20 protein-coding genes are annotated in these 23435 nt (G+C 36.9%); 10 read left to right on the forward strand and 10 right to left on the reverse strand.

Annotated elements, in window-relative coordinates; genetic code table 11:
* The first annotated feature begins 4 nt into the window (after positions 1-4).
* The 7 genes from murC to G9C87_RS12405 all read left to right on the forward strand — a co-directional run bounded on the left by murC (position 5) and on the right by G9C87_RS12405 (position 8822).
* On the forward strand, positions 5-1369 hold the full coding sequence (gene murC / locus G9C87_RS12375; protein ID WP_172281547.1) for a UDP-N-acetylmuramate--L-alanine ligase: 1365 nt from the start codon (positions 5-7) through the stop codon (positions 1367-1369).
* A 75-nt stretch (positions 1370-1444) separates the two neighbouring features.
* Positions 1445-2401, forward strand: coding sequence for a cell division protein FtsQ/DivIB (locus tag G9C87_RS12380; RefSeq protein WP_172281549.1), 957 nt, complete (start codon positions 1445-1447; stop codon positions 2399-2401).
* Positions 2402-2423: 22 nt separating this feature from the next.
* Positions 2424-3806, forward strand: coding sequence for a cell division protein FtsA (gene ftsA, locus G9C87_RS12385; RefSeq protein WP_172281551.1), 1383 nt, complete (start codon positions 2424-2426; stop codon positions 3804-3806).
* A 78-nt stretch (positions 3807-3884) separates the two neighbouring features.
* Positions 3885-5801 carry a cell division protein FtsZ gene (gene ftsZ, locus G9C87_RS12390; RefSeq protein ID WP_172281552.1) on the forward strand — a complete coding sequence of 639 codons (1917 nt, stop codon included), beginning with the start codon at positions 3885-3887 and terminating at the stop codon, positions 5799-5801.
* A gap of 118 nt (positions 5802-5919) precedes the next feature.
* Positions 5920-6366 carry a GatB/YqeY domain-containing protein gene (locus G9C87_RS12395; protein ID WP_172281554.1) on the forward strand — a complete coding sequence of 149 codons (447 nt, stop codon included), beginning with the start codon at positions 5920-5922 and terminating at the stop codon, positions 6364-6366.
* 423 nt (positions 6367-6789) lie between these two features.
* Positions 6790-7200, forward strand: a complete 411-nt coding sequence (locus tag G9C87_RS12400; RefSeq protein WP_172281556.1) for a BrxA/BrxB family bacilliredoxin — start codon at positions 6790-6792, stop codon at positions 7198-7200.
* A 104-nt stretch (positions 7201-7304) separates the two neighbouring features.
* On the forward strand, positions 7305-8822 hold the full coding sequence (locus G9C87_RS12405) for a GH3 auxin-responsive promoter family protein (protein WP_172281558.1): 1518 nt from the start codon (positions 7305-7307) through the stop codon (positions 8820-8822).
* A 33-nt stretch (positions 8823-8855) separates the two neighbouring features.
* Here G9C87_RS12405 and G9C87_RS12410 read toward each other — a convergent pair whose 3' ends face one another.
* The 10 genes from G9C87_RS12410 to G9C87_RS12455 all read right to left on the reverse strand — a co-directional run bounded on the left by G9C87_RS12410 (position 8856) and on the right by G9C87_RS12455 (position 18205).
* Positions 8856-9239 carry a hypothetical protein gene (locus tag G9C87_RS12410; protein WP_172281559.1) on the reverse strand — a complete coding sequence of 128 codons (384 nt, stop codon included), beginning with the start codon at positions 9237-9239 and terminating at the stop codon, positions 8856-8858.
* Between the two features lie 59 nt (positions 9240-9298).
* Positions 9299-9646, reverse strand: coding sequence for a hypothetical protein (locus G9C87_RS12415; RefSeq protein WP_172281561.1), 348 nt, complete (start codon positions 9644-9646; stop codon positions 9299-9301).
* A gap of 4 nt (positions 9647-9650) precedes the next feature.
* Positions 9651-10625 (reverse strand): endonuclease/exonuclease/phosphatase family protein, encoded by a 975-nt coding sequence (locus tag G9C87_RS12420; RefSeq protein ID WP_172281562.1) that lies wholly within the window; start codon positions 10623-10625, stop codon positions 9651-9653.
* 73 nt (positions 10626-10698) lie between these two features.
* Positions 10699-11688 (reverse strand): endonuclease/exonuclease/phosphatase family protein, encoded by a 990-nt coding sequence (locus G9C87_RS12425; protein WP_172281564.1) that lies wholly within the window; start codon positions 11686-11688, stop codon positions 10699-10701.
* A gap of 9 nt (positions 11689-11697) precedes the next feature.
* Complete coding sequence (locus G9C87_RS12430; RefSeq protein ID WP_172281566.1) at positions 11698-12432, reverse strand: rhomboid family intramembrane serine protease; 735 nt, start codon at positions 12430-12432, stop codon at positions 11698-11700.
* A 2-nt stretch (positions 12433-12434) separates the two neighbouring features.
* Complete coding sequence (gene mutL / locus G9C87_RS12435; protein ID WP_172281568.1) at positions 12435-14216, reverse strand: DNA mismatch repair endonuclease MutL; 1782 nt, start codon at positions 14214-14216, stop codon at positions 12435-12437.
* Positions 14217-14461: 245 nt separating this feature from the next.
* Positions 14462-15289, reverse strand: a complete 828-nt coding sequence (locus G9C87_RS12440) for a YoaK family protein (protein WP_172281570.1) — start codon at positions 15287-15289, stop codon at positions 14462-14464.
* Between the two features lie 36 nt (positions 15290-15325).
* Positions 15326-15820, reverse strand: coding sequence for a hypothetical protein (locus tag G9C87_RS12445; protein ID WP_172281571.1), 495 nt, complete (start codon positions 15818-15820; stop codon positions 15326-15328).
* Between the two features lie 251 nt (positions 15821-16071).
* Positions 16072-17493, reverse strand: a complete 1422-nt coding sequence (locus tag G9C87_RS12450; RefSeq protein WP_172281573.1) for a sensor histidine kinase — start codon at positions 17491-17493, stop codon at positions 16072-16074.
* 1 nt (position 17494) lies between these two features.
* On the reverse strand, positions 17495-18205 hold the full coding sequence (locus G9C87_RS12455) for a response regulator transcription factor (RefSeq protein WP_172281575.1): 711 nt from the start codon (positions 18203-18205) through the stop codon (positions 17495-17497).
* 167 nt (positions 18206-18372) lie between these two features.
* Here G9C87_RS12455 and G9C87_RS12460 point away from each other — a divergent pair, with 167 nt between their 5' ends.
* The 3 genes from G9C87_RS12460 to G9C87_RS12470 all read left to right on the forward strand — a co-directional run bounded on the left by G9C87_RS12460 (position 18373) and on the right by G9C87_RS12470 (position 23426).
* A complete protein-coding gene (locus G9C87_RS12460) occupies positions 18373-18945 on the forward strand; it encodes a helix-turn-helix domain-containing protein (RefSeq protein ID WP_172281576.1) in 573 nt (190 codons plus the stop codon).
* 346 nt (positions 18946-19291) lie between these two features.
* Positions 19292-22117 carry a TonB-dependent receptor gene (locus G9C87_RS12465; RefSeq protein ID WP_172281578.1) on the forward strand — a complete coding sequence of 942 codons (2826 nt, stop codon included), beginning with the start codon at positions 19292-19294 and terminating at the stop codon, positions 22115-22117.
* Between the two features lie 37 nt (positions 22118-22154).
* The gene (locus G9C87_RS12470) at positions 22155-23426 is read left to right on the forward strand and encodes a DUF5690 family protein (RefSeq protein ID WP_228457008.1); all 1272 of its coding nucleotides are present in this window, start codon (positions 22155-22157) and stop codon (positions 23424-23426) included.
* Positions 23427-23435 lie beyond the last annotated feature (9 nt).

Here is a 23435-nt window from a genome sequence, read left to right on the forward strand (position 1 = left end):
GAAGATGAAATTATTAGAAACATATCATACTTTTTACTTTGTGGGGATCGGCGGGATTGGCATGAGTGCCCTTGCCCGTTATTTTAAAGCTTCAGGTAAAAAAGTTTCAGGTTATGATAAAACCAACACCAAACTTACTCAACAATTGATGAGTGAAGGAATTGATATTGTTTTTGAAGATCTCATCGATGAACAAATAACCACGCTTCAAAAGGATAACACCTTAGTAATTTATACTCCGGCTATTAAGAAGCTTGGAATTCTTGATTACTTCAATGAACATGGTTTTGAGATTTTAAAGCGTGCAAAAGTGTTAGGATTAATTACGGAAAATACAGATTGTATTGCCGTAGCCGGAACACATGGTAAAACAACAACGTCTACCTTGGTTTCCCATTTATGTAAAGAAGCGGACCTGCCATTTTCATGCTTTTTAGGAGGTATTTCGGAAAATTTCAAATCCAATTTTTTATATAACGGTTCAGAATACTCAGTGGTAGAAGCTGATGAATACGACAGAAGCTTTCTCAATCTTTCTCCGGACTGGGCAGTGATTACCTCTACCGACGCAGATCACCTGGACATTTACGGAGACAAAAGTCATATTGAAGAAGGGTTCCGTCAATTTGCCGCTCTGGTTCCGGAAGATAAAAAACTTTTTGTAAGAAAAGGTATTGAGATAGGAAGAGACCATCAGACTTATGCTGTAAACGAAAAAGCGGATTATTACTCCGATAATCTGCGTATGGATCACGATAAGATCTATTTTGATTTTCATACTCCCGGTGAGTCTGTAAAAGATTTTGTCTGGGAAATTCCGGGGATCCATAATGTGGAAAACGCAACCGTTGCATTAGCCATCCTGCATAATTTAGGAGTGGATTTTGACACCCTGAAAAAGGCTATTGCCAGCTTCAAAGGAATTAAAAGAAGATATACAAAACATATTTATAAGAACGGTAAAATATATATTGATGATTATGCCCACCACCCGACTGAGATCAATGCTGTTGTAGGTTCCATCAAGACCTTTTACCCTGATAAAAAATTACTGGTTGCATTTCAGCCGCATTTATTCAGCAGAACAAGAGATTTTGCTGATGGCTTTGCAGAAAGTTTAAGCAATGCTGATGAACTCATTTTACTGGATATTTATCCGGCAAGAGAGCTTCAGGAAAACTTTGAAGGGATTACCTCAACATGGTTACTGGAAAAAGTAACCCTGGATAAAAAAGAAGGCTCCACTTTAACGGAAGCCTTTGAAAAGATAAAAGAAAAAGATTTTGACATTCTGCTCACCGTAGGTGCAGGAAATATAGACACCCTATATGACCCGATTTGTGAATGGTTAAGTTTAAAAGATAAATAGTAGTAGTGTATGTAAGTAATGTAATCCACGATAATCATGAATACATTTTACTTTAATACATGAATACAATAGAATATGAAAAATAAATACAGAATATTAAAAATTGCTATCACAGTAATCCTGCTTGGTTTCCTGCTGAGTTTCTCTTTGAAGAAATTCAGTGGCCAGAAGATTACCGATAATAAGATTTCTGTAAAATTAAGCGAAAAGACTCCGGTATATTTCGTTGATGAAAAAGACATCAGGGATATTGTAAAAAAAGAAAACCCTTCAGGAATAGTAGGTAATCTGAATATTCCATCCCTCGAAAAAAAGATCAATGCCCTTCCGGCTGTGGATAGTGCCAATGTTTATTTAAATCTAAACGGAAAGCTCAATCTGGATATTAAACAAAGGGTTCCGGTATTCAGGCTGAATAAAGACGGCAGGGATTTTTATGTAGACGAAAAAGGAGTTGAATTTCCCATCTCAAAAACCTATTCGCATCCTTGTATGCTGGTAACAGGAAATGTAAAACCTGACGAATATGAAAAGCTTGCTGAACTGGTTGAAAAGATTGATAAGGATGACTTCAGCAAAAGATACTTTATAGGAATCTCAAAAGTAAAGGATGATTATAATCTTTTGACAAGTGAAGGAAACTATAAAGTAGAAATCGGAGACCTGGATAATATTGAATTCAAAGTAAAAGGTTTTAAAGCGTTTGTTGAGAAATATCTTGTGTATCAGGATCCTCAGAAGTACAATATGATCTCTGTAAAATATCAGAACCAGATTGTAACTACTTTAAATCCTGCTTTTAAAGAAAATGACAGTATTTTAACTGCAGGACGTAAAGAATTGGCAAAAGCTCCTGCTCCGGCAACGATAAAGAAACCGGAAACTAAAAAACCAGCAGAGATAAAAAAGCAAAATTCTGTATCTCAGCCAAAGGAAAATAAAAAGCCAAAAACGACAACCAAACCAAAGGAGACAAAGAAAACAACTGAGAAAAAGGCTACAAAGCCAAAAGCAAAAGTTAAAATAGAATAAAAAATCAAATCGATATAAACAAATGGAAAATCAAGAGTATTCAGTAGGTCTGGACATCGGGACAACAAAGATAGTCGCGATTGTCGGAAGGAGGAATGCACACGGGAAAATAGAAGTTCTCGGTGTAGGAAAGGCCAAAAGTCTTGGGGTTCATAAAGGTATTGTGAATAACATCTCACAAACCATTAATTCAATCAAGGCGGCTGTGTCTGAAGCACAATCCAGTGCAGGAGTTCCTATCCGCAAAGTCACGGTTGGTATTGCAGGAAAACATATCCGTTCTCTGCAACATTCCGATTATATTATGCGAGAGCATCCAGACAAGTTTATTACAGACGACGACATCGAAGCATTGAAAGATCAGGTAAAAAAATTGGTCATGCTACCCGGTGAAGAAATTATTCATGTACTTCCTCAAGAATATAAAGTGGATTCTGAAGGTGAGATACAGGAACCTGTAGGTATGCACGGAAAACGTTTAGAGGCTAATTTCCATGTTGTCGTAGGACAAATGGGCAGTATCAGAAACATTGCAAGATGTGTAAGAGAAGCCGGACTGGAAATGGAAGCCCTTACTTTAGAACCACTGGCATCTTCAGAAGCTGTTCTTACAAAAGAAGAAAAAGAAGCAGGAGTCGCAATCGTAGATATAGGTGGTGGTACTACGGATATTGCTATTTTCAAAGACAATATCATTCGCCATACCTGTGTAATTCCTTACGGTGGCGGAATCATTACAGAAGATATTAAAGAAGGCTGCTCGATTATAGAAAAACATGCAGAACAACTGAAGGTAAAATTCGGATCTGCAGTTCCTGAGCTTGAAAAAGACAGCACTTTTGTAACCATTCCTGGCTTACATGGAAGACCGGACAAAGAAATTTCTCTTAAAACTCTGGCACAGATCATCAACGCGAGAGTTGAAGAAATCCTTGAAATGGTGAACACAGAGCTTAAAGCCTATGGAGCATTCGAACAGAAGAAAAAGTTGATTGCGGGAATCGTTCTTACAGGAGGTGGTTCCAATTTGAAGCACTTACGCCAGCTTGCTAATTATACTACAGGTTTCGACAGCAGAATTGGTTTTGCTAACGAATATATCGCCAATGACAAAAACCAATACCTGAAAGGTCCTGAATTTGCAACATCTATCGGGTTACTGATGGAAAGTTTGAAAATCCGTGACAAAAAGCAGACGATCGTAGAAGAAGAAACCGTTCAGGAGAAGCAACAACCGGAAGTAGTATCCAATACAGCTGAAACCCCAACTGCCACACAGCAGGCGACTCCTGTTCAGGAGCAGGAAGTGGTAAGAGAGCAACAGGAAAATAAAAAAGCGGCAAGGCTCACATTCGGACAGTCGCTAATGGAAAAAGTAAAAAAATTCTTTGAAGAAGTAGAATAATTATAAAATGATGAATGATAAGCGATACACGGCTATTCCTTATCACTTATCATGAGTCAATTTTAAAAAATATAAGTTATGGAAAATATAGGTACACAAGGGTTTTCATTTGATTTACCAAAAGGAAATTCATCAATCATCAAAGTAATTGGTGTTGGTGGCGGTGGAAACAACGCCCTTAAACACATGTACGAGAAAGGGATTCACGGTGTTGATTTCGTGATCTGTAATACGGATGCTCAGACTTTAGATAATAACCCCGTCTCCAATAAAGTTCAGTTGGGTACTTCCATCACCGAAGGACTTGGAGCAGGTGCTGATCCTGAGGTTGGAGAAAAATCAGCTATTGAAAGTATTGAAGAGATCAAGGCTGCAATGGGACAAAATACCAAGATGGTATTCATTACTGCCGGGATGGGAGGTGGAACCGGAACGGGTGCCGCTCCTGTTATTGCCAAAGTAGCTAAAGATATGGGAATTTTAACGGTAGGTATCGTTACTGTTCCATTCAGCTTCGAGGGGAAGAGAAGGCTTGAGCAGGCAGAAAACGGACTTGATAAATTGAGAAATAATGTTGACTCACTGATTGTCATCAACAACGATAAATTAAGACAGCAATTTGGTAACCTTGGATTCAAGCAAGGCTTCTCAAAGGCCGATGAAGTGTTAACCAATGCAGCAAAAGGTATGGCAGAGGTTATTACCGGTTACTTCGATGTAAACATTGACTTTAGAGATGCTAAATCTGTGCTTCAGAACTCCGGTACTGCATTGATGTCTACAGGTACTGCTTCCGGAGAAAATAAAGCAGAAGAGGCCGTAAGAAAGGCTCTGGATTCCCCATTATTGAATGACAATAAGATTACAGGTGCTAAAAATGTATTACTATTGATCAGAAGTGGTGTAGAAGAAGTTACTATGGATGAAATAGGTATCATCATGGACCACATTCAGAAAGAAGCAGGAAACACCGCGGATATTATTTTCGGGGTTGGAGCGGATGAAGAGCTGGGAGATGCAGTAAGCGTTCTTGTAATTGCTACAGGTTTCTCCAATGAGGACAAAAAATTTGCAGGGCCAACTGAAAAAATAAGAATCGGTTTAAATGACAAACTGGATTCTCACAAAACTTCCCCTTTTAAAACGAGAGAAGAAAGAGAAATGAGCCCTGAAGAAGGCTATACTTTCGGAGGAAAGAACCTTTTCAGACTTGATGATGAAGACCAGGATAATCCTCAGTTTAAGACATCTACTGAAAAAAAAATGATTATTGAGGATGAAGAGGTAAAAACAGAAATAAAGTTCTCTGATAGAGAGCAAGATACGGTAGACAGCCCAATTCAGGACTGGAGAAACGAAGAAGAGGATCAGGATGCTTATAACTTATTTTCTTTCGATGAAGATAACGACCCGAATGACCTGGAAATACAGTCTTTTTCTTTTGAAACAGAAGACAGGAAAGAAGAACCGGCTAAAAACTCTTCTGTTCCTTCTTTTTCCGAAGAAAAACCGATTGAATTCAGCTTCTTTGTCAATGAGCCTGTTAATGAGCCAAAAACGGATTATGGACAGCCAAAAGCAGAGTTTACCACTTCAGCCAATACGGTAAGCCAGATTACAGAAGAACCTCTTCAGAAAATGGAAAGTTTCTTCCAGCCGGTGAAAGAAGTTCCGGCCAATGAAAGCAAACCGGTTGTTGAAAATAAAACGGAAACCGAAGCTCCAAAGCCATCAGACAGTGAGTTCACTTTTGTGAACAAAACTATTGACCAGGAGAGAGTGGTTGAAAGAAGAAATAAATTAAAAGAATTCAATTCACGTTATCAGAGTTTTGATAATGTCAATGAGTTCGAATCTGTGCCTGCATTCAAAAGAAAGAATATTTCTATTGACGGGACCAACGCATCAGATCAGAATATAAATACATATTTATCTGATAATAATGGTTCTATGCAAATCAGAGAAAACAGATTTTTAAATAAAGACGTAGACTAAATTTAATTTGAAAATGAAATAATTTGTGAATTTGAAAATTGATCCACTGGAAATTATACATCCATTGCCTTTTACTATTTTCAAATTGTTTCATTCTCAAATTTTCAAATCATAATATATGAGTTTAGAAAATACAATCAGCGAAGCGATAAAAACCGCTATGAGGGAGAAAGACAAAGTGGCTCTAGACTCTCTCCGTGCAGTAAAGTCCCAGATCCTGCTTTTGAAAACAGAAGCCAGAGGAGCAGAAGTTTCAGCAGAACAGGAGATCGCTATTTTACAAAGAATGATTAAACAACGTAAGGATTCTTACGACCAGTTTGCTGCTCAGGGAAGAACGGATCTCGCAGACGTCGAAGAAGCCCAGATGAAGGTCATCGAAAAATTCTTACCTCAACAGCTTACTGCTGAGGAGCTGGAAACAGAAATTAAAAATATCATTTCACAGACCGGCGCTGAATCTATAAAGGATTTAGGAAAGGTAATGGGAATGGCATCAAAAGCGTTAGCCGGTAAATCTGATGGAAAAAGCATTTCCGAGATGGCTAAAAAGCTGCTTTCTTAAAGGGTATTTGGTCTTCAATCCGGACGCAGGTCCAGGTAAGATCATTGAACCCGTTTACTAAGGATATTCAACCTTTGCATATCGATTTGATTAATGAAGCCCGAAATTAATTTCGGGCTTCATTTTATGCATTAAGATGCTTGAGGTGTCTGTGAATTACAGACTTAACTAATTGCATCTTTTAAGTCGAGGGAATGACGTAAAAAATGCCTTTTCATGGTTGGTTGTTTTTAGAATCATTTCAAATTTAATAATTATTTTTCATTATTCATTGCTTTTATTTACATTTCTTCAAATATTGTTGAAATATTTACATATCACCATGTTACATATCATGCACTTTTCCTAATGCGTCAATAGTTTTTATAAGTTGATGAAACATAAATAATTTTTTACCTTTGTACAGATTTAAAAAAACAAAAAATGTATCCAACAGATTTAGTAATGCCTATGAAGGCTGAACTTACAGATAAAGGCTTTGAAGACTTGACAACAACTTCTCAGGTACAAGAAGCATTAAAGCAATCAGGAACTACCCTATTAGTGATCAATTCAGTATGTGGGTGTGCTGCAGGAGCTGCAAGACCGGGAGTTGTTTACTCTTTGACCGGAGATAAAAAACCCGATCACTTGACAACCGTATTTGCAGGATATGATACTGAAGCTGTTTCAGAAGCGAGAAAGCATTTAGCTCCGTTTCCTCCAAGCTCACCTTGCGTAGCTCTTTTCAAAGATGGAGAATTGGTTCACATGCTGGAAAGACACCACATTGAAGGAAATCCTGCAGGAGCAATTGCTGCAAACCTTCAGGCAGCTTACGACGAATATTGCTAAAAACAATATATCCAGATAATCAACCGTTACAATATTTGTAACGGTTTTTTATTTTAAGCCATAAAAAATTCTCTGAAAAATCAAATATCATTATATTTGTTGAAATGGCAACGAAAGCACTTTTCAATACTGTGGTGAATTGGTTTATCCGTCAAAGGATAGACCAGATCCAGAATTTCATGAATCATCCGATTGAAACACAGAAAGGGATACTATTTTCCCAGTTGTTTCATGCCGAGGATACAGAATATGGGAAGAAGTATGGTTTTAATTCTATTTCGAGTTACCAGGATTTTAAAAATAAAGTTCCTATTGTTACCTATGAAGATTTCGAACCTTATATCGAGAGAGCACGACAAGGTTATAAAGATGTAAGCTGGCCTGGCTATATCAAACATTTTGCAAAGTCTTCAGGAACCACGAACGCTAAAAGCAAATTCATTCCCATCTCTGCCGAGAGCCTGGAATATTGCCATATGAAAGCCGGAAAAGACATGGTATCAATTTATGCCAATAACCATCCGGAAAATCAGCTTTTTACGAATAAAAATTTACGTCTGGGAGGCAGCTCCGAACTCTATGCCGATTTTAACACAAAATTCGGGGACCTTTCTGCTATCCTTATTGACAATCTTCCTTTTTGGGTGGAGATTACAACAACCCCCAGCAAAAAGGTATCACTCATGTCCGAGTGGGAGAGTAAACTGAGAGCCATTATATCTGAGGTTAAAAATGAAGATGTCGGAAGTTTACTGGGGGTTCCAAGCTGGATGCTTGTTTTACTCCAGAGGGTTCTGAAAGAAACGGATGTTCAGAATATCTCTGAGCTCTGGCCTAATCTGGAAGTCTTTTTTCACGGCGGAATAAGTTTTAAGCCCTACAGGGAGCAATACAGCCAGATCATCGGAAAAAACATCAATTACTACGAAATTTACAATGCCTCAGAAGGCTTCTTTGGTATTCAGGACAGATCAAATAGTGACGAAATGCTTTTGATGCTGGATTATGGTATTTTCTATGAGTTCATTCCTATGGATAAATTCCATTTCTCGAATCCACCGGTTGTAAGTCTTGAAGATGTTGAAGTCGGAAAAAATTACGCCATGGTCATTACCACCAATGGAGGATTATGGAGGTATCTCATCGGTGATACGGTTGTCTTTACATCCGTTAATCCGTTCAGGGTAAAAATTTCAGGAAGAACCAAACATTATATAAATGCTTTTGGAGAAGAATTAATGATCACCAATGTGGAGCTTGCACTTACAAAAGCCTGTGAACAGACAAATGCAGCCATTACAGATTTTACAGGAGCTCCTGTTTTCATGAAAGAAAATGAAAGCGGTGCTCATGAATGGATTTTTGAATTCAGTAAAAAGCCGGACGATCTCGACTGTTTTATCAATGCTTTCGATGAGTGCCTGAAGGCAATTAATTCGGATTATGAAGCGAAGAGGTACAATAATATTACATTAAAAAAACCCATTGTTCATATAGCCAAACCCAATTTGTTCTATTCATGGCTGGAGTCCAAAGGAAAGCTCGGGGGACAAAACAAGGTACCAAGACTCAGCAATGACCGGGAATATATAGACCCTTTATTAGAACTCAATAAGAATTAATAAAAAAACCGCAGTAAAAACTGCGGTTCTTTTTTATTTACTTTTCAGATCTTCTTTTAATTTTTTAGCTCCCTCTTCTACTTTTCCGGCGCCTTTAGCTGCAGCATCCTTTACATCCTGTCCAAGCTCCTTCGCCCCTGCCTTAATATCTTTTCCAGCTTCATTAAGGTCTGCTTTTGCCTTATGCGCTGCATTATCTATTTTATCTCCGGTAGCATCCACTTTAGCTTTAACGTCTTCTTTTGCCTTATTAATTTTAGTAGTATCTACGATATCTGCCGGGCTTTGCGTCACTGTAGTGCTGGTTGTTGTAATAGATCCATCCGGATTTTCAACCTGCTCAGTTTTTGTTGTCGATTTGGTGCAGGAAACTACCAATCCGGCTACCATAAGTGCTGTTACAATTTGTTTTTTCATATTGATATTTTTTAAGAATGTATTCAAATTTATGAAAACTTCCGTATAGTTTTCATTGTTCAGGGAGAAGTTTTTCCTGCTTCCTCTTTCGCCTTTCCTTCTTTTTCCTTATTCTTTTTCTCCTCTTCCTGTTTCTTTTTATTTTCTTTTTCCAGCTCCTGTTTAATACGTTGCTCTTCCTTTTGGATTCTCAGAGCCTCTTTTAAAGAATCCTGATACTTCTGGGAAGACATTCTGATCTTTCTTGCAATATCTACGGATATGGCACCATTAGAAAAGGAATCTATGGCAGTTGTATCATAATCCACTTTCGTCACCTGATCCGTCTCTACACGAACAGGTTCTCTTTTAGAACAGGAAGTAATCAGAATAGAAAAAACCGCGGCTAAAAAAAATACATTTTTCATGGAACTAATTTAACAGAAATTCCGCAATTACAGGATAGTGATCTGATAATTTTACGGACTGATCTATTTTATAGCTTATGGGTCTTATGTCTTTAGAGGTGAAAATATAATCGATTCTCAAAGGAACTTTATAATCATGAAAACTGGTAGAAATACCATTTCCGACTGTTAAAAAAGCATCATCCAGATTTTTCCCAAGATTATAATATTCATAAGAATTAGGCACGGAATTAAAGTCACCCGCCAGTATAACCGGATAAGGAGAAAAGTCGATTGCTTTTCTGATCTTTTTTATCTGATCTTCATGAGCCCTGAATGTGGGTGTCATGTGAGAAAGAAGAAGATGGAGTTTATTAGATCCTTTTCCAAGACTATTAAAATCAAACATCGATTTGTTCAGACGGAATGGTTCAAGATATACATTTACTATTCGTATGATTTTTCCATTAATATCAATATCCGCATAAAAAGAATTTCCTCTTGATTTATCTTCAATTAACTCTTCCTGTCTTACAATTTTATGTTTTGTCTTCAGGCTCACTACCGGATACTTAATCATATCTTTTCGTATTGCCCGGTTTGTATCTTTTTCCTGAACAAGAATAATATCAGCATTCTGATCCTTGATATATTTTGATACTTTATCCCAGCCAAACTCACCATATTTCACATTGAATGTCAATATTTTAACATCCCGTATTGATTTATAGTTTTCAGTTTTAGGAGAAAAGTTCACCCATCGTCTTATGGGATTATAAAAAACAAAAGTGCTTAACAGAAAAACAATGGCGATTTTATTTCTTTTAACGATCCAGACCAGCGTTAATAAAATATGTAATAAAATTAAATAGGGAAACCCTAATGAAAGAAGATTCAAGCCCCCAATAATGTTAGGCGGTATCCATGCATTCCCTAAGGTGCACAGTAATAATACGATAATTGCAATATGCAAAAACAACAATATCTGGTTCGGCTTCATGAAAAAAACGGTCTAGTCTTTTTTTAATCAAAAATCCTACCAATATGAAAAGCTTTAACGTATTTTATGAATATTATTTTTTTAATTTGAAAGTTGCAACCACCGGATAATGATCTGAAATTCTGACAGAACGGTCAACTTTATAACTTAGAGGCTGTATGGATTCCGATGTAAAAACGTAGTCGATTCGTATCGGGAATTTGTAGTCATGAAAGCTGGTAGCACTTCCTCTACCTGCTTCTACAAAGGCATCTTTTAACCCTTTTCCAAGATGGTAATACTCGTAAGAGTTAGGCACAGAATTGAAGTCACCTACTAATATTACCGGATAAGGAGACTCGTCAATCCCTTTTCTTACCGCAGCAACCTGATCCTGGTGCATTTTGAAAGTCGGGATCAGCCTTTTAACGATATCTTTCAGCTTTTGTTCATCTTCATCACTATTTCCCTTAAGCTTTACCATGCTTTTTTCAAATTTAAAAGGCTGAAGGTAGACATTGATAAAACGATACGTATTTCCTTTGATCTCAATATCCGTCTGATTGGCGTAGGCATTATTGGTCTCTGAATTACTCTCAATAAGTTCTTTCTGATCAATGATCTTATATTTTGAAGAGATTGAGACAATAACATCTCCTCTTCCTTTTCCCATTCCTTTAAAATTGTAATCCCGAACATGTTCTTGTAACAGAACCACATCCGCATTTTGAGAATCCACATAATCTTCAATATTTTTAATCCCCATCGTTCCTCCTTTTGCATTTAATGAGATGATTTTCAGATCGGATGTCTCCTTTTTTTCAGCAGAATAGTTGACCCATCTCTTAACAGGGTTCAAAAAAAGCAGTCCGAATGCAGCAAATACTATAGCCCTTTTTTTCCAGGCGAAAACCCAGAAAACAGTTAGCAATACATAAGCAGTGATTAAAACAGGAAAGCCTAATGATAAAAGATTAAACCATGGATATATTCTAGGAGGTACATAAGCATTCATTAATGTTCCCAACAAAAGAAACAAGATTCCCAGATGTACAATTAAAAATATTAGGCGAACAACTTTCACAGGATAGTATTAACGGAATCTATACAAATGCTTTTTCCATATTAAAGCCAGGAGAAAGCCTACAATAGCCCCTCCCACGTGCGCAAAATGGGCAATACCTCCTACATTTCCTGAAACCCCTAAGTAAATTGAAATAACAAGTAGTATGGGTAAAAGATATTTAACTTTAACAGGAACCGGAATAAACATAATCCCGATCTTTGAATCCGGATAAAGAGTAGCAAAAGCAGCAATAACTCCAAATATGGCTCCCGAAGCACCGACCATAGGAGTTCTTAATGCATTATAGAGACTTTGGGAAAGCTCCTTTCCTTCTTCTGTCGTAGCACTTATATTCATGTCTCCTGTATATCCTATTGCCGCTTTCTTATAAATTTCAGCCGCATTTAAGCCTAAGCTTTCCAGGCTGGAGGTAATCTGCTGAATTTCTATAAAATTCCAAAGATTGAATAAGAAAAATGCACCCAAACCACTTACAAAATAGAGGATCAGATACTTTCTTTCACCTAAAGACTGTTCCAATATAGGCCCAAAACTCCACAAAGTCAGCATATTAAATAAAATATGCATCAATCCTCCGTGCATAAACATATGGGTTATGATCTGCCAGGACCTAAAGTTGGGAGAAAAAGGATAATACGCAGAAAGTGTATTATACAGTTGTGGAAAAATATAGGATATAATAAATACAACAATATTTATTATAATTATATTTCTTGTAATCGGTGGTATATTGTTAAACATTTTTAAAATTTGTTTTTAAAATCATTGAAAGGAACTTCATAAAAGCATCGTTTCCCATTAGGTAAAAACTCAGGAAAACCTAATGCCGTAAAGTCCTTGATCAATTGTTCAGCATCCTTTTTATAAATAAAGTCAAATCTGGATTTAGACTGCATCTTCGTCCATTGATTCTGATAATACTGGTTGAATTCCTCATCTGTTTTATAATCCAGGATCTCAAATAGGTCTTCAAGAAACTTCATAACCTGGGTCTCTTTTAATCCCTCAGGCACCGCATCTATCCTCAATACACTTTCGTGGGCCACTTTCATGTCGAATCCCAGCTCAGGAAGATATTTTTTGATTGATTTATATTTTGTTTTCTCAATCTCGTTCATATGATACTCCAAAGAGAAAAGAAGTGCATGACTGTTTATGGTTCCTTTTTTTGTCGGCTTATTATTTTCTGAAACAAAAAGCCTGTGCATTCTTCCCAGATCAAGCATCAGGGTTCTGTCCCCTTTATTGAACAGCCAATACCCGTTGGGAAGCCTCATCAGATCTTCATCAAAATCTTCATCCTCAAAAAGGTTTATTTTGGAAGGTTCCGCAGATATATTCTGATGGTACATTTCTGCAAGATTCTGAATTTCAGCCTGCCTTACACCTCTTTCTTCCAAAAACGGATTATAATCCTTATCGACCACAATTTCCGGCATCTTTATAACCCCTCCGCTATTCGTCTTTCCAGGAAAAGTTTTTTGCATCAGCTCATCCAGCTGTGGGTCTTTCTCAAAATCAAGACTTGGAGCCACATTGTAAATTCCGAGAGATCTTTTTATTGTAGAGCGGATCAGTGCAAAAATAAGATGCTCATCCTCAAATTTCACTTCTGTCTTTTGCGGATGAATATTAACGTCTATTTTTTCGGGATCCAGCTCTAAAAAGAGAAAGAAGGTAGGAATATAGCCCGGCAAAAGCAGTCCTTCGAATGCTTCCTGAACCGCTTTATTAAAATAAGGACTCTTAAAGAATCTTCCGTTGACAAAAATAAATTGTTCTCCTCTTGTCTTTTTTGCCCCTTCAGGCTTGGCAACAAAACCGTGCAGTTTACACCATATAATATCTTCCTTGATCGGAATAAGCTGTGGTTGCAACTTTCGTCCGAAGATATCTACGATCCTCTGCATCTGGCTTCCTTTTCTTAAGCGGAAAACCGGTTCATCATCGTGGAATAATGAAAATTCCAAATTTTCATGGGCCAAAGCAACCCTTTGGAATTCATCAATAACATGTCTGAATTCAATATTATTATTTTTAAGGAATTTTCTTCTTGCAGGAACATTAAAGAAAAGATTTTTCACCAAAAAGTTGGAGCCTTCTGAAGTTTGCACAGGATCCTGAAACTGGAAAACTCCCCCTTCAATGTAAATATTGGTTCCTATTTTGGCATCTTTTTGTTTGGTTCTGAGTTCTACCTGGGAGACAGCCGCAATAGAAGCTAATGCTTCTCCACGAAATCCCTTTGTAGCAATTCTGAAAATATCTTCTGTCCCTCTGATTTTTGAAGTAGCATGTCTTTCAAACGCCATTCTGGCATCCGTTTCGGACATTCCTTTTCCATCATCAACAACCTGTATCAGATTTTTTCCGGCGTCCCTTACGATCAGTTCAATTTTGGAAGCCTCTGCATCGATAGCATTCTCCAATAATTCTTTCACAATGGACGCAGGTCTCTGCACCACTTCTCCCGCCGCAATTTGGTTGGCTACATGATCCGGTAAAAGCTGAATAATATCTGACATAAAAAACGTTAAATCAACTTACAAAAATAGTCAATGAAAATGGGAATAAAAACAATAAAAACGCGAATTAAAATTTTATTATCAATATGCAAAAATTCTGCCTTTTATGATTTATATAATAATCCCTTTATTTTTCATCCTTCTAAAAAATACAATCCCCTAAATGTACGACACAAATAGAGGATTGATTCACAGCTTGTTTACACAAAATTAATACTGATAGTTTCTTTATTTATTCTTGTATTTTAATCATCAAATACAAGTCTTCTTTTTTCTTTTGTTTTAGATTTTCCATGGATCTTATCATACAGGTTGGCCAGAAGGCTGGGCTTTTTATAAATCTTACTATATCTATACCGCGTGTTAAAGTGGCGGACATGGATCGTATAGAAATCATACCCAATAACTACTAATAAACATATACTGATTACATAAAACACTCTGAATTCCAGATAATAATAGGTTAATCCGGAGAACACAGCTCCTAAGACATAAGCCAGCATGATACTCGAAAGCAGTTTTGCCCTTGCAATCAGTTCCGGATTTCTCCTGTACTTTTTTTGGGTAAACATAGATGCCAGGATTCCAAGGTCGGTAGTGGTACCGGTAAGGTGTGTTGTCTTTACCGAGAAATTGGAAATACTTGCCGTTAACCCATTCTGTAAACCGGTTGCAAAAAGCATAAGGGCAACCAGATACTCTGTTTCTTCTACTGTTTTCCTGTAGAAAACCTGTCCGTAGATCCCTACAAAAAGCAAACACATAATTTCCAGCACAATAGGCATCGCATGGGCAAAGTATTTACTTTTTTTATTAAAATTAATAACGAAGAAGTTCGCTACAAAACTTCCGAAAAAGAAAAGGAATATCCATGCACCAACCACTGCCACCTGAGTCCAGTTTCCTTTACTGATCTCTGCAGCAAAAATGGCATAGTGTCCTGTTACGTTTGAGGTAAAAGAGAGAAAAATTAAGAGAGATGCTATATTTATAGTTCCCGCCGTAAAGGCCGTCAGCGTCCCCAACCTGATGTTGTCTCCCAATGTCCTGCTGTTACTATAATTTCTTAACATTTTTATTAATTTAAATAATTGAATTGTGTGTTTTTTTTAGACCTCGACAAAAATCTCAGCAAGTCTTCCTCTTTCCGGAAGGCTCTCAGAAATCTCAAGAGTAATCTCATGTGATTCAAGATCTTTGCATTTTTTGATGTACGGAATGATGTCGAACTTCCCCTTCCCTCTACTTTTAATCGATGGCGAATAATAAGCCTCGTCAATTTTTTCTGTTATTATATAATTATTAAATGTTCTTTGAAAACTTCCTGTGAAAATATCGCAGTTCATTTTATTAATCAGGTGAGGATATTTGTTTTTTATGATGCTGAATGCGTCACAAAATTCATGGGATCTTATTTTACCGAATATGGTACTCTTCGTCGTGAATAAAAGATCTCTGATAGAATCTCCCATGTCATATCCCGACACGAATATGATGTTATATTTTGTTTCGTCATGTTTCCCGTCTTTTTCCTTCAGTACTTTTTTTAATATATTTAATGACTCAAGGGAGTAATCGGTGGCAATTAAAATTGTTTTGGTCATATCTTCGATTTTAGTGTTATCTGATTTTGATAATACAAAACTATAGTGACCAAATTAGAGGATCTTTAGAATGGAATTAAAATGTCATTAAAGAGATTAAAATGAGATTAGAAAATTGTTAAGAGAATTTAATATGGAGAGGTGAATGGGTAAAAAAGATTGAATAATAGAATTTCAACCTATTCATTTACAGAACAAAATATATTAAGCCATCCCCCTCGACTCCAAAAGAATCTTACGATCTTTCAAGTTTAAGATTTCGCCCCCAATCCCTGGTTTTCTGCCTGCATCACATAGAAATTAGGAAAACGAAGCTGGACGGTAGTCCCCTGATTTTCATGGGAGCTTACAATCAGTTCTCCGTGATGCATTCTTACAATATTTCTTGCCAGTGGTAAGCCGATTCCATAGCCCTCATAGTTTTTCGTGTTAGAGGCTCTGAAGAACGGGTCGTAGATTTTATTCATTTCTTCCTGAGGAATTCCGATACCATTATCCTTTATAATAATATAAACATCGGTATCCGTGGCGCCTAAAGAAACCTTTACCTGCTGGAAATTGGAATATTTACACCCGTTATTGATGATATTGGCTACAGCAAGATGCAACAATTGCTCATTACCCTGAACTTTCAGCTTCTTTGGATTTTCCGGCAACATGCTGATATCCAAATAAATATTATTCCTCGTATCAATCCTTCTAAGGGTTTCAATAACATCCCAAAGGAGCTGATCGATCCTTACTTTATCTATCTTTTGGATCTTACCATCAAATCCGGTTTGAGCAATCATAAGCAAGGCTTTGATTTTCTTATCCAGTTTTTCGGCTTCATCGAGAATGATCTCCAGTGTTTCTTTATATTCTTCGGCGGTTCTGTTGATTGAGAGAGCAACATCTGCTTCTCCCATAATAGAAGTAAGCGGAGTTCTCAATTCATGTGAAACATTTCCGATCAGATGATTCTGGGTTTCAAATGAAGTTTCAATCCGGTTGAGCATATCATTGAAAGTATCTGCCAGTTCATTCAATTCTTTATTATCGGGATGGGACTCCAATCTTAAGTGAAGATTCTCCGAACTGATCTCTTTTACTTTCCCCGTAATTTTTAAAATAGGTTTGAATAAATTTTTGGATAAATAAAAAGAAAAGATCATGCTGAAGAACAAAGAAAGGATAATACAGGTAACCAATGTCCTCTTAAGGAATCCCAGATAATAAATCAGGTAATGGTTTTTCGCAGAAGCTATTGCTATATAATCTTTATCATGAAACCTGAATGACTGTCCTATATAATAAAACTCTTTATCATTATAATTATCCTCCCCTTTTTTCATGATGTTCTTGAAAAAGGTATCCGGAATATGAACTTCCTGGGATATCTTCCTGAAATTGGAATCTGCAGGAACCATAAATACATAGTCCTTTTCCATGGGAAGCTCTTCGTCATTCAGGCTGTTCAGGATGTAGTTTTCCGGAAGGTCCAGATGTTCTTTTCCTTTTTCGATTTGTACTATCGTTGTTGTCCGGATTTTAAGCAATTCATAAAACCTTTGATGTGAAAAATTGACAATAGAGAAGTACACCAGCCCTCCAAACAGTAATATAATGGTAGTAAAAACCACCATTAAAAGTATCATTGTTTTGGTTTGGGTAGTAACAACTTTATTAAACATCCTAAGGTTTTTTTAAAACATATCCCATCCCGATTACCGTGTGAATCAGCTTTTGATCATCCTGGTTGTCGAGCTTTTTCCTAAGATAATTAACGTAAACATCTACCACATTGGTCCCCAGCTCATAGTTCACGCCCCACACGGCGTCCAGAATTTCTGCCCGGGAAATTACTTTTTCCGTATTATTCAGAAAATACATTAACAGCTTATATTCTGTGGAAGTAAGGGAAACTTCTTCTCCTGCACGGGTTACCTTTTTAGTATAATCATTCACGATCAGATCGGAAACCTGATAAATATATTCACTATCCGCATCCGGTTCTACCGCTTCTTGGGTCGCGGTATTATTAACGCTTCTTCTCAGCAGGGATTTTACACGGGCAACGAGTTCTATAAATTTAAAAGGTTTTACCAGATAATCATCTCCGCCACTCTCCAGGCCAAGGACAATATTCTCGGAGGTTCCCAATGCAGTCAGAAAAAGAATAGGAACATGCTGATTGGTCTTTCTTATTTCCTTACAGACATCAAGCCCATTCATTTCGGGCAGCATAATATCCAAAATTACTAGATCAAAATCATTGGCTTCTACCAGCTGTACTCCTGTACGTCCGTCAAAAGCTACAGAAATCTCATAGCCTTTTTCCTGAAGTCCCTTTTTTATAAAAGATACTACACTGGTTTCGTCTTCGATCAGAATAATTTTTTTCATAAGTAACGAATTTCACAAAAATAGCAAAAAGATAGGAAACGGAAGGAATGCATGAATCATGAGTTTTTCAATGAAATGATGGTAAAGTTGGTGAAAACTATAGAGAATAATATTACATTTGCTGTGATAAGCAACTAATGAAAAAAGTTTAGGTTAAATTTTAAAGTATGAATGATTTTTTAATAGGAATAGGCAAAAGATTAAAAGATATTAGAAAGAAAAATAATTTAACCATCAACGAGCTGGCCTTTAAAGCCAATGTAAGCAATGGACTTGTGTCCAGGATTGAAAATGGGAGAACAATTCCTTCTCTTCCGGTTTTGTTGGACCTCATCCAGTCTTTGGAAATCGATGCCAGTTTTTTCTTCGAAGGCGTTGAAAAAAAATCAAATGCCAAATTCATCTATCTTCCTAAAGACAGTCAGCAACTTATAGAAAAAGAAGTAGAAGCGGAAGGCTTTAAATATGTGCATATTTTCAGTAAAAGTCTTCATTCTCTGGGCTTTGAAGCGGTTTTATTAACCCTTGAACCTAATTCCAAAAGAGAAAAAGTAATTACGGATGCCTGGGAATTCAAGTATATCCTGAAAGGGGAAGTAAAATACCTCATCGATAATGAAGAAGTGATTCTACATGAAGGTGATTCTCTATATTTTAACGGGAAGTTACCTCACGTTCCTGTAAGTATCAGCAATGAAAGCTGTATTATGCTGGTCCTTTATTTTTACTCAGATAAGTAATCCACTTATTTTTCCGGCCCATATCCGGAGTTAATTATAATCTGTTTTTTTATTAAAAAGTTTACAAATATTCAACTTTTACTTTTTACGGCTCCAATAAAATGAATACAAAAGAACTTATTTTCCTTTCATGTGTATTCACATTTTGAGATACTCTCTTTAAAAAAAACAACCAAACCTTCTGTTTTACAGCACTAATTATCAATTAATCTTATTTTTTAACGACAATTTTACGTAATACACCATTAACAATATGGTGTTATTTGTTAATCATTACTTAATACCGAATATTTACATATATTAAAATTATTAGCTTGTTTTGCATAAAAATTTAATATTTGTAAAAATGAAAACAAGATTGAAGAAATTACTCCCCCTTATGTTTCTTTGTTTCATTGGATGGGCATCCGCCCAAAAACAAACGATTACGGGAGTTGTATCTGACGAGAATCAACCTCTTCCCGGAGCCACGATCAAAATAAAAGGATTATCGAAAAATATGGTTACCGATATTGATGGTAAATTCACCATTAATGATCTTAAGGCAGGTGAATATAATTTGCAGATAAGCTATATAGGATATGAAAGTACTACTCTTCCTGTAAGCATTCAATCCGAAGAAAATACTGATCTGGGCGTGATCCGATTACAACAAAAACATAAAAATATTGACGAAGTAATTGTTACCGCCACATTAAAAAACAGCGAAGCAAGAGCTTTAAATCTTCAAAAGAATGCAATCAACATGACCAATGTAATTGCTTCGGATGGTATCGGAAAACTTCCGGACAGAAATGCCGCAGAAACCGTTCAACGGGTCCAAGGTGTTTCTATTGAAAGAGACCAGGGAGAAGGACGATTTGTGTCTATACGTGGACTTCCTCCGTTCTGGGCTTCAACAACGATTAATGGAAACAGGCTTCCAACGGCAGAGGAAGAAACCACTTCAAGAGCAACGGCTTTTGACTTCTTCCCAACAGAACTCATTTCTTACGTGCATGTCAATAAATCTTTTACTCCGGATATGGAAGCTGATGGAATTGGAGGCGGTGTGAATTTCATTACCAAAACCCCTCCTATGAAACAAGAGCTAAAGATCACGGTTGGAAGCGGTTACAATGCAAAATCGGACAAGGGAGTTTATAATCTGGGCTTATTGTACGGAGGAAGAACAAAGGATAAAAAGCTGGGATACCTTTTCAATATTGCCCACTTTACGAGAAACTGGTCTACAGATAATTTTGAGGCGAGAAGAAGTGGTGATCAGGGAGTCTTTAGATTGGAGTTGCGGGATTACAATGGGGTAAGAAAGACCACGGGGATCAATACAGCTTTCGAATACGTGTTGTCTCCAAAGAGTACTCTTTATTTAAAAGGAATGTACGGAACGTTAGCAGATGATGAAACCCATTACAAGCACAGAATAAGATTCGATAAATTCAGTTCCGCCAATAATACGGCAAGGGTGGAATTACAGAATATCCATAATCTTCTGATTACGCAGCTAACCTCTGTGTCTCTGGGAGGGATCCATCAAATGAATAAAGGAAAAATAGATTGGGACTTGTCCTACTATGATAACCGGTTCAAATATGGAAACATTCCGGACAAACAAAACAATTCTTATTATGTGATCAAATACACTCAGTCCGGAGTTGGCATTGATCCTAATTATATTGCAGATCGCGGAAATGGGCCTAGAGCGTATTGGAAAGCCGATGGTGGAAAATTGGATTATAAAGATCCTGATGCATTATTTGGGTTCTACAGTGACCCTAATTTCAAAATGGACGCTTCTCAAATGAGATTTACGGATCTTGAATTCTACAAAGTCTTTGTTGAAGAAAAAGACAAAATTGTAGCGGCCTTCAACCATGAGATTTACGCCTCGGATAAACTGACCTTCAAGTATGGTTTTAAATACAGGGATAAAGAGCGTAATGCAAAATTTTCAGATATTTTCTATAGCTGGAACAACGGAACCGCTCCCCTCCTTTCTGATTACGGGCAGTACATTACTACGCAGCCTAACGGTCCAAAATATTTAAGTGAAATGAATGCCCATATTGGCAACAGTTTCGGTCCTGTTTTATCGACTACCGGAATGGACCAGTTCTGGTTCCAGAATCAGGGAAATTTAAAAATAAATCCCGCAGATTCCGAATCTTTGGAATACAATAAAGCATTGGGTAGAAACTTCGATGTATTTGAAAAACATGCCGACGCATATGGAATGGGAACATATAAACTGAATGATAAAATTACAATATTGGGAGGAATCAGGTTGTCTAATACCAATACGAAGGTAAAAGGTTATAACGTAATTGATGATAAACTGGTTCCGGTAGAAAATACTAAAAAATACCTGGCCGTTTTACCCATGCTACACATCAAGTATGCATTAAACGACAAAACAAATTTTCGTTTTGCAGCAACAAGAACTTTTTCAAGACCCAATTTCGGGGACCTGACACCTGGAGGAACTTATATTGAGGCCGACAATGAGTTTAAAGGAGGAAATCCTAATCTTAATCCGACGTATTCGTTAAACATTGATCTGATGGGAGAATACTATTTCTCCAATGTAGGTATTTTAAGCGGAGGGATCTTTTACAAATCCATCACAGACCCCATTTTCCAGGATTCTTTTGTAGATTCTTATAATGGAAATCCGGGAGTTCAGTTTACAGCACCCAATAATGGAAAAACAGCGTCATTGGGAGGTCTTGAGCTTGGCCTGAACAGAAGATTCGACTTCCTTCCGGGATTCCTGCAATATTTCGGAACACAGCTAAACGCTACTTTCATGACTTCAAAAATGGAGAAACCCAGTGGTAGAAAGGTAGCCCTTCCTTATCAGGCAAAAGAACTATACAACATACAGTTATTCTTCGAAAAAAAGGGATTCAATGCAAGACTGGCTTATAACTATAAAGGAAAATATGCCGTGGAATACGCTGAAGATGATATCAATGACACGTACTATGGAAAGTACAGCAGCTTAGATTTTGGAGGATCTTATCAGTTTACAAAATTTCTGACGCTGTATGCGGATGTAAATAACATCCTGAATAAGCCTTTGATCTATCATTTCGGAAAGAATGAAAATCGCCCTGAACAGGTGGAATATTATGGTGTAAGGTTCAATATGGGAATTAAACTTAACTTCTAGCAGGGTCAAAATGGAAGGCAACACCAATAAAAATAGAATGGTAACACTGAAGGCAGCATTTTCTGCTTTCGGTGTTTACTTCTGCATGTACGGATTCCGAAAGCCTTTTACGGTAGCTTCCTTCGAAGGCCTTGCATACTTCGGGGTGGATTATAAGGTCCTGATAATCATTGCCCAGGTTATGGGATATTTTATTTCAAAATTCGTTGGAATCCGATTTATTTCTGAACTAAAACCCGCGAAAAGAATCTTCTACCTGTTAAGCTTTATTGCTATTGCAGAGCTTGCATTACTGGCTTTTGCAATCTGCCCGGCACCTTACAACATTATTTTTATGTTCATTAACGGTTTTCCGTTAGGATTGATCTGGGGAATTGTTTTCTCCTATATTGAAGGAAGAAAAACGACGGAGATCATAGGCTTGTTTTTATGCTCAAGCTTTGTCGTTTCGTCCGGGTTTACCAAATCTGTCGGAAAATTTATAATGGATACGTTTGCTGTTTCAGAATTCTGGATGCCTTTTACAGCAGGATTGGTTTTTATTATTCCTTTGGTCATTTTCGGCATCATGTTAAATAAAATTCCCAAGCCATCAGCAGAGGACATTTTATTAAAGAATAAAAGACAACCATTAGACAAGCCTGCAAGAAGGGCATTAATCCGCCGTTTCTTCATTCCTATGATGTGCATTACTATTGTGTATATCAGTTTAACCATTCTCCGGGATTTCAGAGACAATTTCAACCGTGAGATATGGGATGCCCTTAGCTTTACAACAGACAGCTCTGTTTTTACCCTGACGGAAATTCCGATCGCCATTGTAGTGCTTTTAATTTTAAGCCTTATGGTAAGGGTAAAAAACAATAAAAAAGCTTTTGCATATTATCATTACATTCTTTTTGCGGGAATACTAACGGTAGGATTTTCAACGTATTTCTTTCAGCATCATATGATGTCTCCGTTTCTATGGATGATGGTCTCCGGAATGGGAATGTATCTTTGCTATATTCCATTCAACGGAATTTATTTTGACAGGATGATTGCGGCCTTTGAAATCAAAGGAAATGTAGGGTTTCTGATTTATTTTGTAGATTCATTTGGTTATCTGGGCAGCGTTCTGATCTTACTTTATAAGAATTTCGGATCTTCCAAAACAACATGGCTGAATTTTTATATTCACCTCAACTATTTCATCGTAATTACGGTTTTGATTTCTTCAGTGATTGCTTTCCTAGCTTTCAAAAAAAAATCCAAACCTAAACTAAATAAAAATCAATACATCCATTTCGATGCTTCGAAAATGGTTTAAAACAAAAGT

This window comes from Chryseobacterium sp. LAM-KRS1 (assembly GCF_013184525.1).
Lineage (GTDB): Bacteria > Bacteroidota > Bacteroidia > Flavobacteriales > Weeksellaceae > Chryseobacterium > Chryseobacterium proteolyticum.